The sequence below is a fragment of the Mycobacterium sp. OAE908 genome, from assembly GCF_017872775.1.
In the GTDB taxonomy this organism is placed as follows: domain Bacteria; phylum Actinomycetota; class Actinomycetes; order Mycobacteriales; family Mycobacteriaceae; genus Mycobacterium.
Window position 1 is genome coordinate 959,115 of the sequence record NZ_JAGGJL010000001.1, and the last position, 25,231, is coordinate 984,345.

The 25,231-nt window shown below is 65.0% G+C and carries 23 protein-coding genes; 4 read left to right on the forward strand and 19 right to left on the reverse strand.

The window, feature by feature from the left end; all coding sequences use genetic code 11:
- Positions 1 to 644: 644 nt before the first annotated feature.
- From J3E61_RS04560 to J3E61_RS04595, 8 genes are all read right to left on the reverse strand, one after another.
- Positions 645 to 2,150, reverse strand: a complete 1,506-nt coding sequence (locus J3E61_RS04560; RefSeq protein WP_210082764.1) for a PE-PPE domain-containing protein — start codon at positions 2,148 to 2,150, stop codon at positions 645 to 647.
- Between the two features lie 183 nt (positions 2,151 to 2,333).
- Positions 2,334 to 3,407: a hypothetical protein gene (locus tag J3E61_RS04565; RefSeq protein WP_210082765.1), complete on the reverse strand. Its 1,074-nt coding sequence runs from the start codon at positions 3,405 to 3,407 to the stop codon at positions 2,334 to 2,336.
- Between the two features lie 97 nt (positions 3,408 to 3,504).
- Positions 3,505 to 6,063: an ABC transporter permease gene (locus tag J3E61_RS04570; RefSeq protein ID WP_210082766.1), complete on the reverse strand. Its 2,559-nt coding sequence runs from the start codon at positions 6,061 to 6,063 to the stop codon at positions 3,505 to 3,507.
- A complete protein-coding gene (locus J3E61_RS04575; RefSeq protein ID WP_192724112.1) occupies positions 6,063 to 6,752 on the reverse strand; it encodes an ATP-binding cassette domain-containing protein in 690 nt (229 codons plus the stop codon). Before J3E61_RS04575 ends, J3E61_RS04570 begins: the two co-directional genes overlap by 1 nt.
- The gene (locus J3E61_RS04580; protein ID WP_192724113.1) at positions 6,749 to 7,060 is read right to left on the reverse strand and encodes a hypothetical protein; all 312 of its coding nucleotides are present in this window, start codon (positions 7,058 to 7,060) and stop codon (positions 6,749 to 6,751) included. Before J3E61_RS04580 ends, J3E61_RS04575 begins: the two co-directional genes overlap by 4 nt.
- A 112-nt stretch (positions 7,061 to 7,172) precedes the next feature.
- Complete coding sequence (locus J3E61_RS04585; protein WP_210082767.1) at positions 7,173 to 7,382, reverse strand: hypothetical protein; 210 nt, start codon at positions 7,380 to 7,382, stop codon at positions 7,173 to 7,175.
- A 61-nt stretch (positions 7,383 to 7,443) separates the two neighbouring features.
- Positions 7,444 to 10,059, reverse strand: a complete 2,616-nt coding sequence (locus J3E61_RS04590) for a helix-turn-helix transcriptional regulator (protein WP_210082768.1) — start codon at positions 10,057 to 10,059, stop codon at positions 7,444 to 7,446.
- A 74-nt stretch (positions 10,060 to 10,133) separates the two neighbouring features.
- Positions 10,134 to 10,577: an SRPBCC family protein gene (locus J3E61_RS04595; protein WP_210082769.1), complete on the reverse strand. Its 444-nt coding sequence runs from the start codon at positions 10,575 to 10,577 to the stop codon at positions 10,134 to 10,136.
- Positions 10,578 to 10,609: 32 nt separating this feature from the next.
- Between J3E61_RS04595 and J3E61_RS04600 the strand changes: the two genes are divergently transcribed.
- The gene (locus J3E61_RS04600; RefSeq protein WP_192724117.1) at positions 10,610 to 11,053 is read left to right on the forward strand and encodes a nuclear transport factor 2 family protein; all 444 of its coding nucleotides are present in this window, start codon (positions 10,610 to 10,612) and stop codon (positions 11,051 to 11,053) included.
- Here the strand turns inward: J3E61_RS04600 and J3E61_RS04605 are convergent.
- Genes J3E61_RS04605 through J3E61_RS04640 form a run of 8 tightly spaced genes read right to left on the reverse strand, consistent with a single transcriptional unit; the run spans position 11,050 to position 20,234 of the window.
- Positions 11,050 to 12,462, reverse strand: coding sequence for an MCE family protein (locus J3E61_RS04605; RefSeq protein WP_210082770.1), 1,413 nt, complete (start codon positions 12,460 to 12,462; stop codon positions 11,050 to 11,052). The two genes, J3E61_RS04600 and J3E61_RS04605, sit on opposite strands and share 4 nt — an antisense overlap.
- Positions 12,462 to 13,583, reverse strand: coding sequence for an MCE family protein (locus J3E61_RS04610; protein ID WP_210082771.1), 1,122 nt, complete (start codon positions 13,581 to 13,583; stop codon positions 12,462 to 12,464). The genes J3E61_RS04605 and J3E61_RS04610 overlap by 1 nt, the downstream gene beginning before the upstream one ends.
- Positions 13,580 to 14,905, reverse strand: coding sequence for an MCE family protein (locus J3E61_RS04615; RefSeq protein ID WP_210082772.1), 1,326 nt, complete (start codon positions 14,903 to 14,905; stop codon positions 13,580 to 13,582). The genes J3E61_RS04610 and J3E61_RS04615 overlap by 4 nt, the downstream gene beginning before the upstream one ends.
- Positions 14,902 to 16,305, reverse strand: a complete 1,404-nt coding sequence (locus J3E61_RS04620) for an MCE family protein (protein WP_210082773.1) — start codon at positions 16,303 to 16,305, stop codon at positions 14,902 to 14,904. The genes J3E61_RS04615 and J3E61_RS04620 overlap by 4 nt, the downstream gene beginning before the upstream one ends.
- Positions 16,302 to 17,330: an MCE family protein gene (locus tag J3E61_RS04625; RefSeq protein ID WP_210082774.1), complete on the reverse strand. Its 1,029-nt coding sequence runs from the start codon at positions 17,328 to 17,330 to the stop codon at positions 16,302 to 16,304. The genes J3E61_RS04620 and J3E61_RS04625 overlap by 4 nt, the downstream gene beginning before the upstream one ends.
- Positions 17,327 to 18,658, reverse strand: a complete 1,332-nt coding sequence (locus J3E61_RS04630; protein ID WP_210082775.1) for an MCE family protein — start codon at positions 18,656 to 18,658, stop codon at positions 17,327 to 17,329. Before J3E61_RS04630 ends, J3E61_RS04625 begins: the two co-directional genes overlap by 4 nt.
- Positions 18,659 to 18,663: 5 nt before the next feature.
- Positions 18,664 to 19,473: an ABC transporter permease gene (locus tag J3E61_RS04635; protein WP_192724124.1), complete on the reverse strand. Its 810-nt coding sequence runs from the start codon at positions 19,471 to 19,473 to the stop codon at positions 18,664 to 18,666.
- Complete coding sequence (locus J3E61_RS04640; protein WP_210082776.1) at positions 19,470 to 20,234, reverse strand: ABC transporter permease; 765 nt, start codon at positions 20,232 to 20,234, stop codon at positions 19,470 to 19,472. The genes J3E61_RS04635 and J3E61_RS04640 overlap by 4 nt, the downstream gene beginning before the upstream one ends.
- A 284-nt stretch (positions 20,235 to 20,518) precedes the next feature.
- On the opposite strand from J3E61_RS04640, the gene J3E61_RS04645 reads away from it, so the two are divergent.
- Genes J3E61_RS04645 through J3E61_RS04655 form a run of 3 tightly spaced genes read left to right on the forward strand, consistent with a single transcriptional unit; the run spans position 20,519 to position 21,978 of the window.
- Positions 20,519 to 20,869, forward strand: a complete 351-nt coding sequence (locus J3E61_RS04645) for a UBP-type zinc finger domain-containing protein (RefSeq protein ID WP_192724126.1) — start codon at positions 20,519 to 20,521, stop codon at positions 20,867 to 20,869.
- Positions 20,870 to 20,875: 6 nt separating this feature from the next.
- On the forward strand, positions 20,876 to 21,817 hold the full coding sequence (locus J3E61_RS04650; RefSeq protein WP_210082777.1) for a cation transporter: 942 nt from the start codon (positions 20,876 to 20,878) through the stop codon (positions 21,815 to 21,817).
- Entirely contained in the window at positions 21,814 to 21,978 is a 165-nt protein-coding gene (locus J3E61_RS04655) for a hypothetical protein (RefSeq protein WP_192724128.1), read from the forward strand. The genes J3E61_RS04650 and J3E61_RS04655 overlap by 4 nt, the downstream gene beginning before the upstream one ends.
- Here the strand turns inward: J3E61_RS04655 and J3E61_RS04660 are convergent.
- The 3 genes from J3E61_RS04660 to J3E61_RS04670 are packed head-to-tail and all read right to left on the reverse strand — an operon-like array spanning position 21,975 to position 25,214.
- Positions 21,975 to 22,955, reverse strand: coding sequence for an NAD-dependent epimerase/dehydratase family protein (locus J3E61_RS04660; RefSeq protein WP_210082778.1), 981 nt, complete (start codon positions 22,953 to 22,955; stop codon positions 21,975 to 21,977). The genes J3E61_RS04655 and J3E61_RS04660 overlap by 4 nt on opposite strands.
- A gap of 39 nt (positions 22,956 to 22,994) precedes the next feature.
- Positions 22,995 to 24,554, reverse strand: coding sequence for an NAD(P)/FAD-dependent oxidoreductase (locus J3E61_RS04665; RefSeq protein ID WP_210082779.1), 1,560 nt, complete (start codon positions 24,552 to 24,554; stop codon positions 22,995 to 22,997).
- A gap of 54 nt (positions 24,555 to 24,608) precedes the next feature.
- A complete protein-coding gene (locus J3E61_RS04670; protein ID WP_192724131.1) occupies positions 24,609 to 25,214 on the reverse strand; it encodes a TetR family transcriptional regulator in 606 nt (201 codons plus the stop codon).
- Between the last annotated feature and the right edge of the window lie 17 nt (positions 25,215 to 25,231).

The following is a 25,231-nucleotide window of genomic DNA, read 5'->3' on the forward strand; positions in this document are numbered from 1 at the left end:
GAGTCGCCGTGCGACGCACTGGTCTCTGTATCCGACGAACGGTCGGATGATGATGCAGCCAAAGAGGATTCGGCCTTGCGTGACCGGTTGGCGTGCTTCGTCAAGGCAGACCGCTGATCGTCGGACCTGACCGAGTCGCGCCGTTTCGGGGTAGTCGATTCAGCCTTGTCCCTCACCGAAGTAACTGTGGGCGTTGATATCTGTTCGTTTTCGGGCACGACTGCTGTCGCGCTTGCGGTATCCACCGTCCGCGCCGACTCCATCGAGACAGGGGCAGGACTGCTCGACGGCGCAGGTGAGCTGACGAGAGTCGGCTTGCCTGGATTCAGCGGGGGGATCAGCCTTGCGGGTGTGGGTTCCCACGGCGGGATACTGCGGTCATAACCCAGCTCGACGATCGACCGGACGAACGGCTCAACCACGTCGATCAACGGTTCGGGCACCCGGATGGGTCGGCGTGATGGACTGGGCCATGATTACGGCGATGTATGCGTCGTGCCACGTCGGGATGGTGGTGCCGCCCATGATCAACGCCGTCGAATTTCCTGACGACCTATCTGATGGCTCAGCGGACGCGAATCCCGATGCAGTGATGCTCGCAAACCCAACTCCGACCACAACAACCAGTGCACCAACCCGACCGCTCATGTCGAACTTTCGGAGCTGTCGGCGTGGACGCCAGACGAGTTGTCGCCCGACGACAGGCCCTCCGCCGAGGGAGAGTTGGCCGACGTCGAAGCGGCGGAAGAGGATTCAGCCTTTACCGCCTTTTTGCCACGCTTCGGCGGGGTGGCCTTCTGCTCGTCCGGCCCAAGCGAATGACGCACCACATGCCGAGGCGTCGCAGCAGGCTCGGGAGCAATGGCCGCCGTCTGATCCGTCGACGGCTCCACCGGTTTGGCGGTATCGGACACAGCCTTCGTCGAAGTGTCTGTGTCCGTTGACATCTGACCATCGGCGGCTCCGGCGTGCGTGTCGGCCACGGTCATTGTTTTCGTTGTACGCAGCCCCTGAACTGGACCAGGCGCAGGACTGCTCGACCGAGCAGGCGACCCGACGAGAGCTAGCGCGTTATTGATGCCCTCACCGACGGCACTGACAAGATCGCTCGTCACCTTCGCAGGATTCAGCGGGGGGATCAGCCTTGCGGGTGTGGGTTCCCACGGCGGGATACTGCGGTCATAACCCAGCTCGACGATCGACCGGAAGAACGGCTCAACCACGTCGATCAACGGTTCGGGCACCCCCAATTGACGCAGCGGCGCGAACAGCGGCAGGTGTTCCGTCGGGAAGAAGTAATAACTGCTGTCGCCGTGGGTGCCCTGGTAGGCCGGTGACGTCGTGGGATCAGCAGGCAAGCTGTAGTCGAACGGGCGGGTGTGCACGTAAAAGAAGCCCAGCACCGCGTTCAGGTCGGCGATGACGTTGAGCGGATACAACGGAAGATCGGAGCCGCCGTCGTACTGAAACGTGATCACATCGGTGTGGAACTGCGTGTTGGTCGGCTCGGGTCCGTCGAAGGTGCCCAGGATCACGGTAGGCAGGCCCGGGAACCGCGAAGCGAGGCCACCGTTGGGCACATTCGGGTCGCTCACCAGCACGAAGCTGATATCGGGAGCTGCGGTGCCTGGCGGGTACTGCGCGGCGAGTCTGCGCTTCTCCTTGTTCACGACAAACGCGCCCTGGGAGTCGCCGAAGATCACCAGATGGTCGTTGCCGTGCTCGGCCATCCTCGCTTCCAAATCGACCACTCCGCCCTGGACGGACTGATCGGCGATGAGGTCGAAGAGCCCCGACAGTTTCCACCACGGTTCATCCGGCCACACTGCGCCTCCAGGGCCGAAGATCCTCGGATCCCCGGTCACAAAGCCGATAAGGCGCAAAAGCCCCGTGATAGGCCACAACTCCCCGGGTATCGTCACCGCGTCCGGCGTGATGGTCTGACCCGGGTGGGTCGGCACGATGTACTGGTTCATGGCCGACTCGACAAAGTACTTGTCGGGTGTCGGGCAGGCGGTCCCGCATACGATCAACGCGGTCGTCTCCTGCGACTCGGCAACCGCGACTCCTTGCGCAGAAACAGGCGCAAACCCCACCCCGAGTGCGAGCGCCAATGCCCCAACTCGACCGATGGATTTTCCGGTACTCATGGCTCATCTCCTGTCCGGTCAACCTCCGCCACAGACATCGTCGCCCCGGGACCGCATGACGAATGCAGTAGCGCACCACTGCAATTCGGGCAGACTTCGGTGGTGATACTTAGTCGCTATCGAAGCACTGACGACTTGACGCCAACCTGCCCCCGCTGCAGGCTGGCGCCAAATCGAGTCAATCTATTTGGATCCGTCGGACTTGCCGTCCGATGAGCCGCGGGCTGACGACGCATCTGTGGGAGAAGAGTCGGCAGGGGAGGAGCCGGCCGTCGCCGCCCGGCTGCCGGCCGGCTCCTCCGTGGTCGCCCGGCCGCCTGTGCCACGGTGCGACGGATCGGACGTCTTCTTTTCTGCCCCAAGCGAATCGCGCACCACAGGGCGCGGCGTCGCCGGCTGCTCGGCCGGCTTCGTCGGCTCGGTGACATCAACCGGCGCCTCGGTATCGTCGACTGCCCCTTGCTCCTTGGGTGCTGGTTCTGTTGCAACGGGTTCGGTGACATCCTTCGGCGTCTCTGCCGACTTCTGATCGGTTGAAGTCGTGGTCTCCGTGGCCGATCCGCGCTCGCTGCCGGTTCGCTTGTCGTTTGAAACCACTGGCACCGCGGGGGCATCAGAAGACGGGTCGCTCGTGAGCTCTGGAGCGACGGTCGCAGGCTCTTCCACCGTTGCCGTGGCGGCTGCAGCAGCCAGCGGAATCGTGGGTATCGGCAGGAAGTAGCTGAGGAAGTTGATGACCGCGCATGGCGGGCACGCAAGGATGACGAGCACTATCAGCGGTCCAAACAACACCAGGACACCGAGGAACGCCGCTATCGGCGCGGGTAGCGCCAACGCGGCGGGCGTCGCCGCCAGCGCACTGGCGGTCGCCTCTTGCCGAAGCGTTGGCACGTCCGTCGACGCCACGACCCGGGGCGGCACGGTCCTCTCCCCGGTTGATGTATTGGCAACCGCGGCAGGGACATCCGCGGCGCCGGGGCCAGACGACTCGGGAATCACCGGGTTGGATTGATGCCTGGCGAACTCCCGCACGACAGCACCCCACCCCTCGGCCACCTCGGGCAGTGTCCAAGCCGTGAGTTGCACCGCACGAACTTCGGTTCGCGCGGTGGCGTCCGGTGGTATCACGACCAGGCCCAGCGCGAGGATGCCTGCGCTTGCGACGGCGCCACCACTGGTGAGGTAGGTGCGCACGGAGGGATGTACCAAGGCTTTCGCGCGACGCCCCGACGCGAGGGATGTGCTTGCGTTACTCATCATCAAATCGTCGCTTCGTGGCGCTCCCACATCCGCAGTAGTCCGCCACTGCACTATCGGGCCGATGCGCGCGGCAATACTTAGGGGTCGACCCGCATCAATTGGTTCGCAGCACATCGGCCGTCTCCAACCGTCGCGAATGGATTACCGGATACACCGCCGCCGCCAAGACGAGGACGAACACGGCGCTGACCCCGGTCCGCAGTGACAACTCCGGGACGCCCCACGCGATTTTCATGCCGTAGTAGACCGGCGAGCCAAGCGACCACAGATACGTAAGGCCGACACCCCCAAGCCCTCCCAGAACCGCGACGAGGAGTGCCAGCAGGCCGGCATGGGTGATGACCACCGCCTGCTCCTGCAGAGGTAATACGCCGATCGCGCGCAGCGCAGCCCGCTCGCGCTTGCGTTGGACAAGACCGAGCACGAACACATTCAGCACGCTGAGGCCCGCCGCCGCCATCACCACATACCCGGCGACCGTGAACGGTTCGAGGAAACGCTTGATTCCGGCTGTTGCAGCCACCCGCCATTCGTTGTTGTCGTAAACCGAAAGCCCAGCGCCGAGATCGAGAAAGTCATCACGGTGGACGGTGGCTTCGGCGTCGGAGGGATACGCCACGGCGACCTGATCGCGTACGGCCGCCCAATCCTTGCGCGCCAACCCTTCCGATACCAGGACGATATCGCCCACGGCGGTGTCGTTGATCATTCGCGGGCGAAACGTCCCGGCCACCCGGTACCGCTTGGGTCCGCCGACACTGGGCAATTCGACCGTTCCACCCGTTGCTACGCCGAGCCGGCTCGCGGCAACTTCGCTGAGTCCGATTTCGCCCGCGTTCAAACCCTGCCACATTCTGTCGCGCGCACCGTTGGGTTCGTACATCGCCTGGCTGTACCAATCGCCGGGAGTGACGCCAATGACGAGGCGCGACAACGTCCCTGACGAGATGGTCGACCGCCACCGCGATGACACGCTCCGCCCGTCGGCGGTGGCATCGACCAATTGGAAAGTGGCGTCGGCGATCTGGCTGTCGCGCTGATCGAGCACCGACTGGGCCGCGATGAGCAAGGTGGCGGGCAGGCGATCCGCCTTCTGCTCCGCAATTTGTTTGGTGCCGAGCAGTTGCATGCTCTGGGAGCCGATCGCCAGGCTGGAGCTTTCTGCGAGCACCGCCGCGGAGATTCCGAACAGCAGCGCGTAACGCTGAACATCGGCGCGCAGCAGGCGTCCGATATCGGGACGCGCGGCGGTCAGCAGCTTGATCAACTGCACTGCGCCACGCGGCGCGATCCACACCGTCACCAACGCGACGCCCAACAAACCCAGCGACATCCCGTTGATGCCGACTTCCAGCGGCAGCCACCCGTGCTCGAAGACCCGCAACAGCACAACGGCGGTCACAAGCATTACCACGCCAAAAATGAGCGGCCACAGCGGAATTCGCCTGACTCCCTGCACACCGCCCGCGCTCGCCATCGACGTCAACGGCCCTTCGCGCACCAGCCGCGAGGCCGGTCCGGCCATCGCAAGGATTCCGGCGACGATCCCCGCGACCGCTCCGATCACGACCAGGTCCGGCGTGAAGTGTGCCGCGATTGTGCCGCCGGAGCCTGCCAGCATGGCCTCCCCGAATCGGTTGACGAGATAGGTTCCGAGTAAGAAGCCGCTCGGTACGCCCAACAACCCTCCGAGTACACCCAGCACTGCGCCTTCACCGAGCATGCCGGCGAACAATCCGACAGGCTTGGCACCGATCGCGCCGATGGTTCCCATCACCGACCGGCGGTCCTCGACGGCCAGCAGAATGGTGTTCACGGCGATGAGGATGCCGATCAGAACGCCTGCGGCGGCGGTCAGGTTGAGGCTCTGCGTGCCGTTCTCGAAAACGGCCGGTTGGTGCGGTCGCGGCGGCCCCGCCGTGGCGATTCCGCCGATGGCGCGCTCGACGTCCGCCTTGATCTCGGCTCCACGCTTCGGCAATACGAACGCCGCGGTGGCGTAGCCGAGCGAGGACAGCAGCCGCGCGGCGATATCCGCGGAGGGAGCCAACAGCACGTAGCCGTCGTTGATTCCCTCGACACGATCGAACTCCGAAAACGTCCAACCCAGGTGCGCCGAACCGCGAGGCAAGCCCGGGATATGCAACTCGTCGCCGAGCCGTAAGCCGTGCCGCTTGGCGATGACGGCCGGAATCTGAAGTGGGACACCAGGACCAGCGGCCGGCTGTTCGCTGCGGGCGCGCCGCTCACAGTCGAACGAACCGACGAGCAACTCGATCTGGCAGGTACCGCCGAGCAGGAAGAACCCGTGAGTGCCGCCCGCGACGTCCACGGGCGTCAAGCCGGCGACGACCGGGATGACGGCTGCTGCCCCTGCCACCTCGGCACGCAGACGGCTCACCGTTTCAATTGGCAACCGTCCGCTCACATTTGGGGTTACCTCCATCACCCCGGTATTGGCGGCGCGGGTGAGCGACGGGCCGAACGAGTCGAACGGCCGGGCGAGCTCGGTTTTGAGGATCAACGTTCCGAGCACGACAGTCACGCCGAGCGCGACGCCTATTGCGCTGAGCAGGGTACGGCGCCAGTCGGCGATCAGCGCTGCCAGGTGAATTCGGCGAAACGTCTGCCATCCGGCGCGCAGCCGATACATCACCGCTCCGCGACGGCGGCGCAGGAACGCCCGTCGACGAGGTGCACCTCGCGGCAGCCGTACCGCGCCGCGGCCGGATCATGTGTCACCATGACGACCGCCGTTCCGTCTTCGTCGGCCAGTGAGCGAAGTAGATCCAACACCTCGGTCGACGATTGGCTGTCCAGATTTCCGGTTGGCTCGTCGGCAAGGACCATCGTCGGCCTGGCCACCAGCGCCCGCGCCACCGCAACCCGTTGCATCTGGCCACCCGACAGTTCCGACGGCCGGTGCCGGGCCCGGTCGTCCAACCCGACCCGCTCCAGCAGGCACATCGCGACCGCATCAGCTGACCGGGCCGGCATCCCGTCGAGGACCAGCGGCAACGAGACGTTTTCCACGGCGCTCAGCATCGGCACCAGGTTGAAGAACTGGAACACGAACCCGAGATTGCGTCGGCGAAACGCCGCGCGGGCGCCGGCGCTCATCGCCCACATGTCCTGGCCGGCCACGGTCACCGTGCCGTCGTCCGGCTTGTCCAACCCACCGGCGATGTGCAGCAAGGTCGATTTTCCTGCGCCGGATGGGCCCGTTACGACGACGAATTCCCCTGTGTCCAAAGTGAAGTCGAAGTCAACGAGCACGTGCACCTGCTCGTCGCCCCTTTGGTACTTCTTGGCGACGCGATCGAGCTGCAGTACGGGCGTCACAGCCTGAACATTTCGCGTCGCATGGCCGCGCTCTCGACGAACTCGTCGCGCAGCGGCGGGTAGAAGGGCGGGGCACAGAGTTGCTGTTCAGGATCCGCGGATGTCCTCACAAACATCGCATGCACCGCCGCGATCAGCCCGCGCCGGCGCTTTGTGGCCGGCACGGCCAGCGCTGCCGCCGTGCTGAGCGCCACCTGCTGCTCGGTGATGACAACTAGCGGCTGAGTCGGAGTCGCCTCGCCGACGACCTGCTCTCGTTTTTCGACGACCCCCTGGGTATCGGCTGGTGTCGTATCTAGATCGGACACTTCGGGCCCCCCTTGTTTGGCGATGTGTCCGATTAATCGTCGGTCGCGTCAGCCGGCAGGGTCTCAGTAGCGCACTACTGCAATCTCCCCGTGTCGGCGCACGGGTACCTAGTCACCGGCTCGCATACGTGCTCGCCCGCTGGGCCGCGAGCAACTTGGCTTCGGCGATGCGATACAGGCCGTCAAGAGCTGGCTGCTCCACGTTGACGTACTGGCAGATGACGTCGGAGGCGACGCCGGCGTCACGCAGTCTCAGTGCCAACGAATACGCCAAGGGCAACCGCCGTAATGCCTGCTCACGCTCGCTGAGTTCAGTGTCCATCGGGCCAGGATGCGTCAGTTGTCGTCGCGCCGATTCAGTAGAGCGCTACTGAATTCTCAGCTCACTCTGTTCGCGCCCGCTTTCGCGGCATCAGCGCGGCGAGTTCGTCGCGGCTGGTGGTTCCGGTTTTCATCATGGCTCGGTAGATGTGACTCTCGACCGTTCGGATCGAAAGGGTCAGTCGCTCCGCGACGGCGCGGTTCGACAGTCCCTCACCGATGAGCATCACGACTTCGGCTTCGCGGTCGGTGAGCGGCAAGCTTTCGCTCGCCTGACGAAGTGCCGGAGTGCGCGCGCCGGATTTGGCGGCCAGGTCGTCTGCGCGTGTGGAGCACCCCAGTGCCGATCCTCGCTTGTCTTGGCGCCGGTAGGCCAGCGCGGCGTGGCCGGCCGAATCCAGGGCGGCAACGAGGTCGCCCATGCGCTCGAATTCCTCTGACACCGCCGCCAACTCAGTGGCATTACCTTCACAAAGGGCCTCGGCGAAGCGTGCGGCCAAACCGGCGCGTGGGCCTTCGACGATCGACTTGAGTTCGCGCAGGCGGGCCGCTGCGGTGCGGTCCCCGAACTGGGTGGCGGTCTGCAGACACAGCACTTCTGCGGCGTATCGGCCCGTTTCCTTGGCCCGCTCCGCCGCTGACAGCACAGTGTTGATCGCCTCGCTGACCGCGCCCTGGCTCGCAGCCACCCACGCTCTGGCGAGGCTCATTTCGTGATCCAGAGAGCGGAATCGGCGCGGTACGTCATCGAGGGCGGCCAAGACTGCGACCGCGTCGTCAGTCAGCCCGCGGATGGCCAGTGCTGTCGCGTGAGGTATCCGATAGCGGTAGCCAAATCCGGTGGGATGAGATTCCGACAGTCCCTCGGCCGCATGCTCCAGCAGGGGGCTTGCGCTGTGCAGATCGCCCGCGCCAAGCGCTGCCCGCCCGGCTACCGCGGCACCGAGGAGTTCGGCGGCGCCTGGAAGGTTGGCCGCCTGCTGCCGTGTGCGATCGGCGACGTCAAGGGCGTCGGCAACGCGGCCGGACAGCAGTAGCGCTCCGACCTCGGCGTCGGCGATGTTGAATCTCATGTGCGGAGCGTCGAGAGCGCGAGCCGCGACGCCATGGCCCGCCTTCGCGTCGGCCAGCGCCTCTGTGGTGTTCCCCGCATCCGCGGATATCTGCGCCAGCACCCACGCTATCTCGGCGCCGACAACCGGAATGTCCTTCAGTGCAAGAGATTTCGAGGCTTGCATGGCCTGTTTCGGCTGATCCATCGCAAACCAGTAGATCGTGAGGAACGCATCGATGTACCCGCGAGCGCGCGGCGGGGTGAAACGCGATGCGTCGTCTATCAGTTCTTTGGCTCGCGCCGGATCGCCAAGCGCCCACAACAGGTTGCTACACCGCAGAAACGTGAACCTGGCGCGGTCGTGATCGCTCAACCGACTGGTGTCGATATCCGCGAAGACAGCCTCGGCCTCCTCACCCCGCCCTGACCACGACAAGGCGTGTGCGCGAACGAAGTTCGGTTCGGCTCCCGCGCCGGCATGTGTTGCAGCTTCTGCAAGTCGATCGGCGAGCGAGAGATCCCCGAGCCAAACGGCACCGTGCGCTGCCTGGACCAGCAGGTCGGCGTCCGGTTCGAGGTCGGAGTCCAGACTCAACGCCGCGCGGCGGACAATCACTCGAATCTCGTCACGCTCAGCGGAGGCTGCGAGTTCGGTGGCCACCAGTCCCCGTAGCCGGCGTAGCCGGGTGTGCGCCACGCGTCGGCGGCGCACCTGCCCGTACAGCGGATGCGCCACCCGCACCTCGATGCCTCCGCCTGCCGGCTCGAGCGTTATCAGGTCGCGGATTTCGGCCTCTTCGACGGCTGCCGCATCGGTGATCCTCGTCAGCACCGTGAGGTCGATCGGTTCCGCGACAGCCAGCACGTCGATCACATCGCTGACCGGCGCAGGCAAGTCCCCGATACGGGACTCGATCAGTTCAATCAGCCCGGGCGGCATGATCGGCTCCCCGATCCATCGCCACAGCCCGTTGTCGTGCACGATTCGGCCGTCGGCAACCTCTTGCTCGACGATGTTGCGCAGATAAAGAACGTTTCCTCGGGTCAGCTTCCAAAGCCGCTCGGCAGCAACCGAATCCACCGAACCGCCCAGCGCCGCCGACAGCAGCGAAGAGGCTTCGTCAAGCGACAGTTGCTTCAGATCGAGCCTGTCGAACTGGCCCGCTTTCCACAGCTCCTGTATGGCCGCGGGGATCGGCGCAGTGTCCCGGGCAGTGAGTATCACCTTCGCCAACCCGCGTTGCACAATCTGATGCACCACGAACGTCGAGAGGTCGTCGAGCAGATGGATGTCGTCGACACCGAGGACCACCCCTGCGGATGCAGACGATGAAGTCAGCGACTCGATGACGCCCTGCAGCAGTTGAATGGTGTCCGTGACGCCCGAATGTGCCCACGCGGTGAACGCCCCTAGCGGAATCTCCCGCGCCGAAGCGGTGCCGACCGTCCAGCGGGTCTCACAGCCCTGCGAAGCGGCCGCCGACAGGGCCTCGCGGGCGATCCGACTCTTGCCAACCCCCGCCGCTCCGCAGATGAGGATGCCCGACGCGGCCGAAGCCGAGATGGCGGCACCGACGGCCCGCATCTCCTCCGTCCGACCTATTAACGGCCACGACAGGCGCATCTCAGAAGCGTAAGAGCGGCGATGGCGCCACGCGGAGTAATGAGGAGTTCGCCCGAATTTTGCTACGAGGTGCGCTAGCTACCCTTCTTGACCTTCAGCACCTGCTTGCGCAGGCCGTCGGTGGCGGTTTCCACCCCACCTTTCATTGCCCGTTTGAGCACGAACCCCGGCAACGGGATCGCCAGGTCGATCGAGATGTCGAACCGGACTTTGGTCTTTTCACCGTCGGGCGTGAGGGTGTAGGACGCATCCTGGGCCTTGAGCTGGCTCGCGCTGATCAGGGTCCACCTGACGACATCGTCTGACCAGGTGTATTCGACGACCTGTTCGTCCGAGATGCCCGCGGTCTTGATCTTCATCTTGACCCGCTTGGGCCTGCCGTCGTCGTAGGCCTCCAGGACCTCGGCGCTCTGGTACTGCGGCGACCATGTCGGCGTCGCCTCGACGTCGGCGATGACGTCGAGAATCTCCTCCGGACTGGCCTCGATCACAACCTCACGGGAATCGCTGGTAGCCATGGCGCGACCCTAGCGGGTTTACCGTTGCCGTCATGGAGCTTTGGGAGCTGGTTGCTCGCGAACGCATCAGAGACACGTTGGCCCGCTACAACTGGTCGGGCGACTCGCTGCGGCTCGACGAGCTGGCTCAAAGCTTCTGCGAGGACGGCGAGCTCGAGCTGCGCGGCAATGAGCCGGTGCGCGGGCGTGCCGCGATCGTCGAGCTGCTGGGCGGCGTGGTGGAAACGCCGAACGCGGCCGCGCAGACGTCAGGCACCAAACGCATCGTGCGTCACAACCTGACGAACATCCGTTTCACCCAGGTAGCCCCAACCGAGGTGCACGTCGCGTGTTATTTCACGGTTGTCACCGAGATCGGCCTCGACCACTACGGCCGTTACCGCGACGTCTTCGTGCCCGTCGGGGACGACTGGTTGATCCGGCACCGCTTCGTGTCGACCGACTGGCATTCGCCGGACTCGACAATGGCGCGCTAGGGCGTCGGCGGCACCAGCATCGACTGCCACGTCTTGTTGCCGGGGTGCGCCAAGTCGGCCTGCGTGTAGCGCTTTCCGTCCGGACCGATGTAGTCGCCGGTCGCCGGGTCGTAAGGGACGGCGGCCACCGGCGGCGGCGGCGCGTACTGCGGGATGCCTTGCCCGGACAGCGTCGCGTTCGGATCGCCCTTCCAATTGAGGCCGTCGTTGAGCGGCACGTACTGCTCGTCGCTCTCGCACAGCTCCACCGTCGGCGAGCGCTTGCCCGGCTTCGTCTCGCACGGAATGTTGCGCACCCCACGGACATTCATGTCCGAGTCCTGCGGGATGCGGCAATACAACTCGCCCGCCGGCCGCTCGGGGTAATCCTGGTCCGACGGTGATCGCTGCTGCCGGACTGGCAGAAAGCCCGTGTTGCATGGCGGCGGCAGGTTGAGATTGAGGTTGAAGTCGAGATAGATGCCCCGATACGCCTGTTTGACACCGGAATCGGCGACGGCGATCGCTGACATGACCGCGGTGCCCTGCGGGAAAAGCACCAGCAGCTGCTCCAGGTCGTTGCGGTAGGTGACCGCGATGTCGCCGAGGCTGACCAGATTCGCGAGCAGCACCGGCAACGCAGGCGCGACCCGGTCGAACAGCGCCCTGCCTTCCTCCAACGCGGGACTACCGACATTGAGCAGATCGGCGAAGGCGGCGTCCTGCGCCTTGAATTGGCCCGTGATCGACGCCATCCGCTGCGCCCACGTCGCGATCGAATCTGCGGTCTGCACTTGAGAATTCAATACGGGCGGAGACTGATCGATCAGCTGGCTGATCGGATCGACGGTCTTACCCGCCTCGATCGCCAGCGAGGTGGACCCGTCGACGATGCGCGACAGTTCAGGCCCCAGCCCCCCGACGGCCTTATCGGCCTCGTCGACGACCGTGCGCAGATTGTCTGGCGGGATCGCCTGCAGTGCCCTGTTCGTCGCATCGAGCAGGCTTCCGATATCAGCCGGAATCTGCACCCTGCCAACGGGAATGACATCACCGTCACGCAGCTTCTGTGCGTTCGCCGACTTCGGGGTCAGTTCGAGAAACTGTTCACCGACAGCGGAGCGGCTATGGACAGCCGCTGAAACGTCGGACGGGACCGGTGGGTCGGAGTTGAGAACAAGAACCGCTTGAACGCCGTCGCGAGTGGCCTCGACCGACTTGACCCTGCCGATCTCGGTGCCCCGATATGTCACCACCGACGTCGGGTACAGACCGCCGGAGGCGGGGAGATCGACCGTCACCGTGTAGCGTCCGATCCCGAGCAACGCGGGGACTTTCACGAAACCGAACGCCATCACGCCGACGGCGATGACGGTGATTACCGCCATGGTCGCCAGCTGTATCCACACCTGCCGGGTCAGACGCAGCACTAGTACGCCCCCCAGCGATATGGGGCGATCAGCGGATTGCCCGCGGTGTACGGGCTGGGCATCTGCCCGATGGTGCGGCCCCATTGAATTTCGAGTTCGGTGAGATCACCTTCCCAGCGCGTTCCGGTGAACAAGCTGCTGTCGATCCGGCTCAGCGTCAGATCGATGACGAGGGTGATGTTGGCGAAGTCGCCGCGGAACCAGTTGGCGAGCGTGCTCTTCACCCACGGGTACGTCGACAGGAAGTCCAGCCCCTTCGTGAGCGCGGGCCCGGCGTTGGCCAGTTCCCTGAACACCGGCGCCATGTTGCGCAGGTTGTTCACGAACGATTCCTTCGTCTGGTTCACCGTCGACGTGGCGATCGCGCTGAACTTGCCCAGCGCGTCGATCGCGTTCGCCAACTTGGTGCGAGAATCCGACAGCACCGCCAGCGCCTGCGGGATCGTGGTGAGCGCCTTGTCGACGGTCTGATCCTTCGCGGCGACCTGGCCGGCCAGCGAGTTGAGATGTTCAGTGGCCGCGATGATGTCGTCAGTCTGCTCGTTGAGCTGAGTAATGAAGGTATCCAACTGATTCAGTAGGCTGCGCATGTCGTTCTCGCGCCCGGCCAGCGCCTTGGCGAACGACTGGTTGATCTCCTGAAGCTGACCAAGCCCGCCGCCGTTGAGCAGAACCGACACCGACGCCAACGTCTGCTCGGTGGTGGGATAGGTATCGGCTCTGGCGAGCGGAATCACCGAACCGTCCTTGAGCTCACCCTGGGGCGGCTCGTCGGTGGGCGGAGCCAGTTCGATATGCATGGACCCCAGCAGGCTGGTCTGCCCGACTTTGGCGGTGCTGTTCGCGGGCAGATGGACATCTTTGTTGATGCGCATGGTCACCAGCGCATGCCAGTCCTGCACCTCGATCTTGGTGACGTTGCCGACGTTGACATCGGCGACGCGCACCCGGGTGTTCTGTTGAATCACAACGACATCGGGTAGCTGCGCTTGGATGATGTACGAGCCGTCGCCGGATCCTTCAGTCCCCGGCAGGGACAATGAGTTGAGTCCGCGCCACTCACAGCCAGGGATCGCGGACAAACACGCGACGATCAGCGCCGCAATAACCGTGCGCCTCACGGAGAGCCCCCAGGCGGCACCATCAGGCCCTGCAGACCCTGGCTCGGGTCGGTGGACGTCGCTTCCGGGGGCAGGTCGCCGACTGCCGCTTCTGCCGCCAGTGGCTCTCCCGGCTCGGTGGCCGGGACACTCTGCGGTGCCTGTGGCGGCAGGTGCGGGTTCAGCCGGTCCTCGCTGTAGGTGATCTCGTTCGGCCGCGCCGACGCTCCCACGAAGGGATTCACCCCGAGCGGCGGGAAGTTGTACTGGCGGTTCTTGATGATCGGCGCGAGATACTGGACGCACAGCTTCGACGACTGCTCCCAGTTCTGCCGTGACGCGGCTTGAATTGCGCTGCAGATGAATTGGACGGTGTTGGCGAAGTTGACCGGTGCCAAGATGCCGGTGACGGCGCTCTGTGCGGGTTGATAGATGTTCATGAAGTTCTGGAACACCGTCGGCGCGATGTGTAGAACCTGCTTGATGTCACCGCGGCTCTCGTTCAGCGCAGTGGTGACAGCGTTCAGGTGATCGACGGTGACGCCGATGCTCTCTCGGTTGTCGGCGACGAAGCCACGCAGGTCGTTCACCGCTGCGTCAAGACCCTTCGTCGCATCGGCCACTTCGTTGGGCGTGTTCGAAAGTACCGTCGTGATGTCCGCCAAGTTCGTGTTGAACGCGGCGAGCAGATCGCTGCTCGAAGACAACGCTGACACCAGCATCTGCAGGTTGCGCACCGTGCTGAAGATGTCAGTACTGTGGTCGCCGAGAGCCGAAATCGCTTTGGAGAGTTTGACTACCGTGTCATGTGCCGTGTCGCCCTGATCGCGCAGGTTGGCAGCCGTGCTGTTGATGAACTCGCCGACGGGGCTGACGCCGCCTGGCGTGGTGGGCTGCAGCGAGTCGGTGAGCTTCTCCAGCTGCTGGCGCAGGTCGTCCCACTCGACGGGGACCGCGGTGCGCTCCTTCGGAATCGTCGCGCCGTCAGCCAATTTCGGGCCGCTGGAGTACGCGGGGACCAGTTGGATCGCACGCGCGGATACAAGTGACGGTGACAGGATCGCGGCCTGGACATCAGCCGGTACCGGGTACTCCCTGTCGACCGAGAACGTCACCTTGGCCGCGGCCGGCTGCGGGTCGATCTCTTCGACGGTCCCGACGGCGACCCCGAGGATGCGTACCTCGTCGCCGGTATAGAGACCGTTGGTGTTGGCGAAGTAGGCGACGTAGGTATTCCTGGCGACGCTCTTCCACCATGGCGTGGCCACCACGGTTATCGCCACGACAAGAGTGACGGCCAAGGTGATCGCGGTCGCAATCCTCAGCGTGCGCGCGCTGATCATTGGTCTCCCGTGGGAACCGGCTGCAGCGGATCAGATCTCGGTTGCGGTACCGCCGGACCGACCCTGGGTTCCGGCGCCGGCGGCCCAAAGGTCGGGGGCGGCAGTTCACCGGCAGCAGGCGCGAGCGCGGGCGGTCCTGGCGGCGGTCCACCTGGCGGTGGCGCAGGCAGCGGATCGCGGTAGGGGTAGCAGCCGGTGGGGCCGGGCAGCGGAAGGCCGGGCGGCCCGCAGCCCGGATCACCTGGATTACCCGTAATCGCGTCCGGGAGTGTCAAATGTGGATCTCCGCCCTGCCCGGTGCGTGGATACGGCACGGGCAGCGCAGGCGTGCCCGGCTGGCCTACTCCGGGGTCCACCAGTTGCGACGGCAGCAGCACGTTGGGATCCAGACCCAGATCGGAGAATGCGGCGTCGATGAACGGCTGCGCGAACTGCCCCGGGGCCAGATTGACCAGTGAGGCCTTGAAGAACGGCCCGGATCCCAACACCTCGCCGAACGACATCGCGTACCGCCGAAGCAGATACAGCGTGCGTTGCAGCTCCTTCTTGCGGTTGTCCAGGATGCCCAGTACACCGTTCACTTTGTCGAGGGCGGGCTTGAGTTGCGTGCGGTTGTCGTTGACGAGGCCGGATATCTGGTGCGAAACCGCGGTGAGGTTGTTCATCAACGCATCGACCGAATTGCGTTGCGACAGAAGCTCGGCCAGCAGGGCGTTGGTGTTCGCGACCAGGCTCGCGATCTGGTCGCTGCGCTTGGCCAACACCGCGGTGACCGTATTCGCGTTGGCCAGCAGGTTGCGCAACTGGGCATCGCGGGTGTTGAGGGTGTCGGAGAAGCGCGCCACGCCCTCCAACGCGATTTTCAGATCGGGCGGCGTGTCTTTGAACGTGTCCGCCAGTGTGGTGAGCGCCGACGACAGCTGCGTGGTGTCCAGCGCGCTGATGGTGGTGGTCAGGTCCCCAAGGGCGTCGGGCAGATCGTAGGGAGACTTCGTGCGCTCCAGCGGAATCGGGCCGGCGAGATTGCCGTCCCCACGCGGGGTCAGTTCGAGAAACTTGGTGCCGAGCACGGTTTCGGTCTTGATTGCAGCCTCGGTCTGGTCGCCAAGTTCGACGCCGTCGCGGACCGTGAAGTCCACCAACACCTTCGTTCCGTCCAAATGGATGCTCGAAACTCTCCCGACACCGAGACCCGACACCCGAACATCACTGCCGGGCTTGATGCCACCGGCCTCAGAGAAGTACGCCGAATAGTCAGACGTGCCTTTGATGAACGGAATCTTGTCGTATGAAAAGACGGCGATCACGGCGACGACGACAACCAGGATGCCGACGGCGCCGACCACCACCCGATTGCGCTCGCCAAGCGGCTTGATCTTCGGCAACTTGATGCGCGTCATTTCGGTGTGCACCGTCCCGAGGTCTGTTCGGCGAGTTTGATGAACACGGGCTGGCCGCCTTTTCCGTTGACCTTGAGAATCGCATCGCACAAATAGAAGCCGAAGTAGTCGCCGTAGAGGCCGTTGCGGGCAAGCACCTGGTAGGCGTCGGGCAGCGTCTTGACAAGGTCGTCGACGTAGTCATGATCGGCCTCGATCTGGCCGGCTACCCGGTCGGACTGCTGCACGAGGTCCTTGATGGGTTGCCGTGCATCTGTCAAGAGGTCGGCGACGGAGCCTGCGGCGGCGTTGATGTAAGCGGTACCGGTCGCAATGTCGTTCTTTCGGTCGGCCAGCCCCTGCACCAGTTGTGACAGATTGTCCAGACCCTCCGAGAACTGATCGTCTCGAGCGGCGAAGGTGCCGAGGACGGTGTCCAGGTTGGTGATCACCTGCCCGATGAGTTCGTCGCGGCCCGCGAGAGTCGTTGTCAGTGCCGATGTCTGGGAGAGCACCGACGAAATGGTGCCGCCCTGACCCTGGAACACCTTCAGTAGCTCACCGGACAGCGCGTTGACCTGATTGGGGTCCAGCGCGCGGAACAGCGGACGAAAGCCGCCGATGAGCGCGTCGACGTCGAGTGCGGGCGACGTCCGCGCCAGCGGGATCGTCTCTCCCGGTTGAAGTTTGCGCACTGACCCCGGCCCCTCTTCGAGGGACAGGTAACGGTCACCGATCAGGTTCTCGTACCGGACCGCAGCCTTGGTGCCTTCGGTGAGCTGCAGACCCTTGTCGATGGCGAAGTCGACCGTGACGGTCCCGTCCTTGTGCAGGGTCAGGTCCTTGACCTTGCCGACCTCGACGCCTGCGATGCGGACGAAGTTGCCGCCCTTCAGGCCGGAGACATTCGTGAACACCGCGGTGTAGGACACGCGCGAGTCGAACCGGAATTGTCCGAACACCGTCACCAGAACGAACATGGAGACCAGGCACAGCGCCGAAAACAGCGCCACCCGGGTCGCGGCGCGAATGGTCCTGCGTCTCATGGCGTGCCCCCAGGCGGCGGCGGGTAGAGCGGCGTGCCGTCCGGCCCGTATTCCGGTGCGCCGTAGGGAGGTGCGCCGGGGTAGGCGGGCCACGGACCCGGTGCGGGCGGGCCGTTGTAACGGATCCTCGGCGGCTCCGGGTTCGCCTTGGTCACTGGGAAGTAATTCGCAATCCCCGGGAAGCCGATGCCCGGGTTGGGCCGGATGTCCAGGCCGGTGCCGAACCCGGTGTCGGTGACCAAGTACTTGACCGGAAAGTTCTTGCTGACGTCGGGCAGCGAGCCGCAACTGGGCTTGCCGCCTGGGCCGCCCTTGGCGTTGACGGTCGGCAGGTTGTCGGGGAAGCGATATGGGTCGTCGCCCATCAACAGGCCGGCGTCCATGATCACGGACTTGCCGTTGCCGCCCAACGCATCTCGGCCACCATGGTCGAGGAACCATTGCGCGCCCTGGAACAGGCAGGTGTAGGTCGGCGAGTACTTCATCAGCAGCGCGGTGGTGGGGTCAAGGATGTTCATCGCGCGCACCAGGTTCGACTGGTTGGCGCCAATCGTGTTGATGCCCGACTGGGAAAAACCGACCGCGGAGAGAAGTAGCTGATCCAGCGACTTGGCGTGCGTCGTCAGCGTTGCACTGGTTGTCGAGAACGAGTCGAGAATCGACAGGATGTCCTGTGCTGCATTCGAATACGTTTCGGCGGTCTGACCGAACAGCTGCCAGTCCACCCGAACGGTCGGCATCCGCGGGTTCACCGCGAGCAACACGTTGTTCGCGTCGGTGATCGCCTCGCCGATGCGTTCGCCCTTGCCGCGCACCGACTCGGCGACGGCGGAAAGCACCGCGTTCAGCTTCGCCGGGTCGACAGAGTGGACCACTGACTGCAGATTCTGGAAGACGGTGTTGACCTCCACGGTCACGTTTCGCGAGTGCAGCACCGCGCCTGGTGCCAACGGCTTCGCACTCGGCGCGTCGGGCACGATGAGATCGACGTACTTGGCCCCAAATGCGGTGCTGGACTTGATCTCTGCCTCGACGTTGCTCGGCAGATACTGAAATGGCCCGCGATCCATTTTGAGCGTCAGCTTCGACAGACTTGCGTCTTCGCCGATGGTGGCGACCTCGCCGACCTGGACACCGCGCAACTTCACCTTCGCGCCGTTCTCCATGACCAGACCGGCCCTGTCGGAGACCAGGGTGAGTGGGATGGTTTCGCGCAGGGTCCCGTTGAACAACAGGGCCGTCAGTGTGGACAGCGCCACGATCACCACGATCAGCACCGGCGCCCACCAAATGGGATCGATTCCACCGCGCCGCGGCGCGTTGTCCATGCCCGTCACCCCGACAGGTGGAAGTTGCCGGACTGCCCGTATACCGACAGTGTGATGGTCAGCAGGATGAAAACGCCTGCGGTGATGGAGGTTCGCACCGCGCGGCCGACAGCCTCGCCGACGCCTGCTGGACCACCGGTCACGGTATAGCCGTAGTAGGTGTGCACCGCCATCACGGCCGCCGCCATCGACAACGCCTCGATGAAGGACCACAACAGGTCCGTCGGCTGCAGGAACGTCGTGAAGTAGTGGTCGTATACGCCGCGCGACTGCCCGTAGACGACCGTCGTCCCGAACCGCGTCGCGAGAAACGACATCAGCACGGACACCGTGTAAATGGGAATGACGGCGACCACGCCTGCCACGATGCGGGTGGACGCCAGGTAGGTGATCACCCGGATCCCCATCACTTCCAGCGCATCGATCTCCTCATTGATGCGCATGGCGCCGATCTGTGCGGTGGCACCGGCACCGATGGTTGCGGCGAGCGCCACGCCTGCGGTCGCCGGAGCGATGAACCGGACGTTGAGAAATGCGCCCAGAAACCCTGTCAGGGCTTCGATTCCGACATTCGACAACGTGTTGTAGCCCTGTGCGGCGATCAGGGCGCCTGTGCACAACGTCAGGAAGCCGATGATCGCCACTGTGCCGCCGATGACGGCCAACGCCCCGGTGCCCATGCCCATGCCCGCGATCTGGCGCAGCACCATTTCCGGATAGCGCCGCATCGCGTCAGGGGTAGCCCACAGCGCCTTGCCGTAGAAGGCGGTCTGCTCCCCCAGCCTGCGGGTCCGGTCGACTAAAGCAGTTGTCACGGCGCGACTTTCACGCCGAACGCGGTGGCCAGAATGTTGATGAGGAACAACGCCATGAAGGCGAACACGACGGTTTCGTTGACCGCGTTGCCGACCGCCGTCGGCCCACCACCGACGTGCAGGCCCTTGTAGCAGGCGATCAGGCCTGCCGAGAGTCCGAACAGCAGCGCCTTGACCAGGGACACGACGACCTGCGGCAGACCGGTCAACAGAGTCATCCCCGCGACGAACGCCCCGGGGGTCACATGCTGGATGAAGACGACGAAGAAGTAACTTCCCGCGAGGCCGACGACGGCGACAACCGAATACAGCATCAGCGCAACGAAAGTCGCGGCAGTCACCCGCGGCACCACCAGCGCCTGAACGGGGTCTACGCCGATGACCTTCATCGCGTCGATTTCCTCGCGGATTGTCCGGGCGCCCAGATCGGCGCACATCGCGGTGGCGGCCGCGCCGGAGACGACGATAGCCGTGACCACCGGACCCACCTGTGTCACCGACGCCAGCGCGGCACCGGCACCGGACAGATCGCCCGCGCCGACTTCGATCAGCACGATGTTGAGCGTGAAGACGATCAGCACGGTGTACGGAATGGACAGCACCAGCGTCGGGACGATCGACACCCTGGCCACGAACCAGATCTGATCGAGCAACTCCCGCCACGCGAACGGTGGTCGCACCACGGCGGCGAACGTCTCGCCGACCAGGACGACGAAGTCTCCGATCGCGAATGCGGGTTTCGACCAAGCGGTCTCTGTCACGGTCGACCGCCGAGAGGACGAACGCATGGCGACGACTGCAGCGTCATTGCCGCGCGCGAGCACCCCTCCGCAGATCCCACATGCATTCCCATCGTCGCAAAGCTTGCGCGGGACGCTAAGAGAGCCCGGGTTAGCTGTCAACGCGGCACCGTGCGCAGACAAGGCCGTCAATAAGGGGAATTCGCTGGTTGCCCCAACGGCTTTGGTTTCGCTCAGTTCGATCAAATCAAGTTGATTAATAGTCTTGTTAGCGCCGGGCGGCCGCGTCGGTAGGCTCGTCAGCTATGAGCACCGCTGTGGATCCGTCAGTTCCGCCGAGCGGCACGGGCTGTGTCGAATGCGACGCTGTCGGCGGCTGGTGGGTGCATCTGCGTCGCTGCGCCGCGTGCGGGCACATCGGCTGTTGCGACGACTCGTTGGCCCGGCACGCCTCGGCACATTGGCGCGAGACCGGTCATCCGATCATCCGGTCGTTCGAGCCCGGTGAAGACTGGTTCTGGAATTACGACACAAACGAGTACTACGACGGGCCCGAACTCGCCGCGCCCGAGTCCCATCCCACCGACCAGCCTGCGCCCGGGCCCAGCGATCGGGTGCCGAAGGACTGGGTGGCGCAACTCCGTAACCGCGACTGAACTCTCGTGGTGGAGTCCGGTGGCGAAAGCACACTGACCGTACTTGTCGCGTTCGGTGCGAATTTCGCCATCGCGGTGGCAAAGACCGTTGCCGCCGTGGTTTCGGGGTCGGCCTCGATGGCTGCCGAGGCCGCCCATTCCTGGGCCGATACCGGCAACGAGATCTTTCTGCTGATCGCCGACCGGCGCAGTGCCCGCAGGCCCGACGAACAGCATCCGCTGGGGTACGGCCGCGAGGCCTACGTATGGTCGCTGCTGGCAGCCGTGGGCCTGTTCGTCATCGGTGCGACGATTTCGGTTTGGCGCGGTGTCGACGAGCTCCTGCACGGTGAACGGGGATCCGAGGACTATCTGGTTGCCTATGTCGTGCTGGCGGTGGCATTCGCGCTCGAAGGGGTCTCCTGGCTGCAGGCCATGCGCCAGTTGCGCAGGGAGGCAAAGCGATTCGACCGCGATCTGCTCGACCACGCGCTGTTGACCTCCGATCCGACCGTGCGCGCGGTGTTCGCCGAGGACAGTGCCGCGCTGATCGGCATCGTCGTCGCAGCCCTTGGGATCGCCATGCATGAGGTGACGGGCGTGGTGGCGTGGGACGCGGCCGGTTCGATCGTCATCGGCTTGTTGCTGGGCGCAGTGGCAGTGCTGTTGATCGACCGCAATCGCCGCTTCCTGACCGGCGAGCCCGGCACGCCGGCCCTCTACGATGCGGCGCTCACTCAGCTGAAGGAGATGCCCGAGATCGCTTCGGTGCGTCACCTTCGGCTCGAATTCATCGGCCCGAAGCAGCTTTTCATCGTCGGCAGGGTCGACTTGGTCGGCGACAAGGTCGAGTCCTCCGTCGCCCGTACTCTGCGCAGGCTCGAGCACGAACTGGAGCGGAGTCCTTACGTGGTGGACGTCGTGCTGACCGTTTCCGAGCCAGACGATGCGGGTAGTCAGGACGGGTGAGCAGCAACAAACCCAAGACCGCCGACTCGGACGCGGGCGCGCCAGGCGCGGATGACGACGTCCAGAGCGACCCCGCCAAGGGCACCGACGATCGCGTTGACTGGTCCGACGAAGGCGGCGCGACGCCGAGCGGGCCCGCCGAGGACACCGACGACCGTTAGATCGCCTGCCCCAGGGACGACAGCGTCTCGGCCGCAGTGTATTTCGGGGTCCAGCCCAGGTCGGACTTCGCCTTGGCGGTGTCCATCACCACCGACGTGCGGCCGACGTGCAACCATTCCAGCGCCGACGGCACGAACGGCAGGCGCGAGATGACGTCCGATGCCGCCGCCGCCGCCACCCGGGGCACCCGGAATGGGCGGGCACCAAGCGTGTCGGCGATGTCGGACATCGACAGCACCCCGTCCCCCGCGATGTTGTAGGCGCCCGGTGGAGCGGACGTCGTTGCGGCCAAAGCGATTGCGGCAGCGACGTCGTCGTGGTGAACCAACTGCAACGGAGTGCCGGGGTCGGGGAAAGGCGGCTTGAGCAACGGCAGCGCCTGCGCGACTCGCTTGACCGGGCCCGGCAGCTGGTTCCACGGCATCGCTTCGGCCAGGGCAGGCGCCTTTGGGCCTGCCACGATGCACGGGCGCAGCACATACACCTGTAGCGACGTGCCGTCGGTGATCTCGGCCAACGCGGCCTCGCATGCGGCCTTCTGCTCGGAGTAATAGTGCTCGGGCGACCCGCGTGGCGGCACGTCTTCGGTGATCGGCACCGGGTTGTCGGTGTGGTAGCCGTATGCCGCCACCGACGACGTGTACACCAACCGTCGCGGGCGACCCGCCGCCACCGTCGCCTCGAAGACGTTGCGTGTGCCCTCGAGATTGACGCGGGCGCTCTCCTCCCGGGAGCCCATGATGATGAACGCCAGATGGACCACCACGTCGGCCTCGGCGACCAGCGCGTCGACCGCGCCGCGGTCCAGAATGTCGCCCTGTAGATATTCCGTCCGGGTCCAGCCGTGGGCGGCCGGATCAAAGGGTCGGCGAGCCATCCCGATGATCCGTTCGACTTCAGGTGCCTCTTCGAGGGCCTGCACCGCTGAGATGCCGATGTCGCCCGTGGGACCCGTGACGGCAACAGTGATTGCCATGCCCGGTGGCGTTCCCCACCTCAGGGATCTTGAAACGCGTCAGTTGTTGTCGGCGAGCACTGCCTGCGCGGCGTTGTAGCCGGGGATGAACGTGATGCCGGGCCCGCCGTGGCAGCCGGCACTTCCCAGGTAGAGCCCGTCGATCGGAATCGGTTGATCGACATAGCCTTTCGGCCCCGGCCGGTTGATGCCGATCTGGTCGGGGTGGATCAGCCCGTGGCAGTAGTCGCCGCCCGGCGCACCGAACATGGTGCCCATGTGTTTCGGGGTGAAGGTGGTGTGCCTGATGATCAGGCTTTCGAAGTTCGGTGCGAGCCGGGTGATTTTGTCGATGACCCGCTGCCCCATCTCCACTTTCATCTCCCCGTAGCCGGTGTCGCCGTCCTCTATCGGAAACCAGAGCGAAAATGCCGAGGCTGCGTGCTTGCCCGCCGGCGCAAGGCCAGGGTCGTTGACGGACGGAATCTGCAGCGCGATCGAGGGATCGGCGGGCACGATCCCGCGCCTGCAGTCCTCCCACTGCCGCTGCAGTTCCTCCGGCGTGCTGAAGATGCCGATGTTGGACTGCATCGCGGGGTCGTTGAGCATCTCGTAGGGCGGCGCGAATTCCGGCACCCCGTCGAGCGCGAAGTGCATCTGCAGGTAACTGCCGCGGTGGTCGACGCGGGAGAACCGCTCCCGGATGTCGGCGGGTACCGCGGCGCCGTCGACCAGGCTGATCGTCAGGTCCGGTGCGATGCCCGACACGACGACCGGCGCGCTGATCGTGCTGCCGTCCTCGAGTCGGACGCCGCTGACGCGGTTGTCGGCAATCAGAATTTCGTCGACCTTGCTGCGCAGCCGAAGTTCGCCACCGTGCGAGGTGAACACGTCCAGCAGATGCGATGTCAGCGCACCGATGCCGCCTACGACCTTCTTCACCAGTAGCGCGTTCTCGTCGGGAACGGCGAATCCGTAGGCCAGCGCCGCGGCGGTGCCGGGAGTCGCGGGACCGCGATAGGTGGTGTTGCACGCCAGCAGCGCGAGCATGCCGCGCAACGCGCCGTTCTTCTCTTTGTCGGGCAGGTAGCGATCGATCACATCGGTGACGGAGCCGAACAGCAGATCGGTGATCGTCGAACGCTCGAATTCGTTTGTCGCGCAGGCATACATCTCGTCGAGCGTCTTCGGCGGTGTGCCCGCGTCGAAGCGTCCGAGCGCGCGCGTCGGCGCCTGGCACCACGCCATCAGGCCTGCCATACCGTTGACGGCCTCGGCACCGTGCACCTCGTTGATGTGCGTCAGCAGCTTCATCGGGTCGGTGTAGTAGACCAGCGGTTCGTCACCGACGCCTCGCAGCGACACCGACATCACGTCAAGGTCAACGGTTGGCAGCCCGTCGAGCCCCAGTTCCCTGCTCACGACCGCCGAGGTCGGAATCTGCACCGAGCCTGCGATCTCGAACTGATACCCGTCGAACAGCTCCACCGTGGACGCCATTCCGCCGGCGTAGAGCTTGGAGTCCAGGCAGAGGGTGCGCAGCCCCGCCTTCTGGAGCAGTACGGCCGCGGTGAGCCCGTTGTGGCCCGCGCCAACGACAATCGCGTCAAAGTCCGTCATGGGCTGAGGCTGACATGCCTCGCATAGTTTTGTCAATAATGACAAAACTTGGAATCAGCCCTGGTCGACGAGACCCGTCCTGAGCGATTTCAGCGCCGCACGGCACAGCCGGTCCAGTTCGGGCAGCGACCGGTCGTCGCCGAGCATCCAGACCTCCATCGCCCCGAACACTGCTGCGGCGATGCAGCGGGCGGTGACGGTGATGTGCATGCGTTCGTCGGTGCCGGCCTTCGGCGGATCGTCGCCGGCAAGGCGGTCCTCGATCGCTTCGGCGAAGTCGACCTCCAACTGCCGGATGTGGCGCACGATGCGGCCGGGTTCGAGCTCTTGGGCGCGTAGGGCGGCGATCTCGGTGACGGCCCAGTCGTCATAGGGCCGGGCCATGATCGCGGCCTGTACCGACTCGATGATCGATTCGTCGGTCGACCGCTCGGCCAGCGCCTTGCGGAACCAGTGCACGCCGGCGTCGTAGTCGGCGAACAGCAGGTCGTGCTTCGACGCGAAGTGGCGATAGAAGGTCCGCAGCGACACCCCCGCATCGGCCGCGATTTGTTCAGCCGACGTGTCCTCGATGCCTTGGGCGGTGAACCGCACCACCGCAGCACGCCGCAACGCCTCGCGCGTGCGCTCGCTGCGCGCCGTTTGAGCAGCCCGGACCATGTCCGTAAGGTACCGCA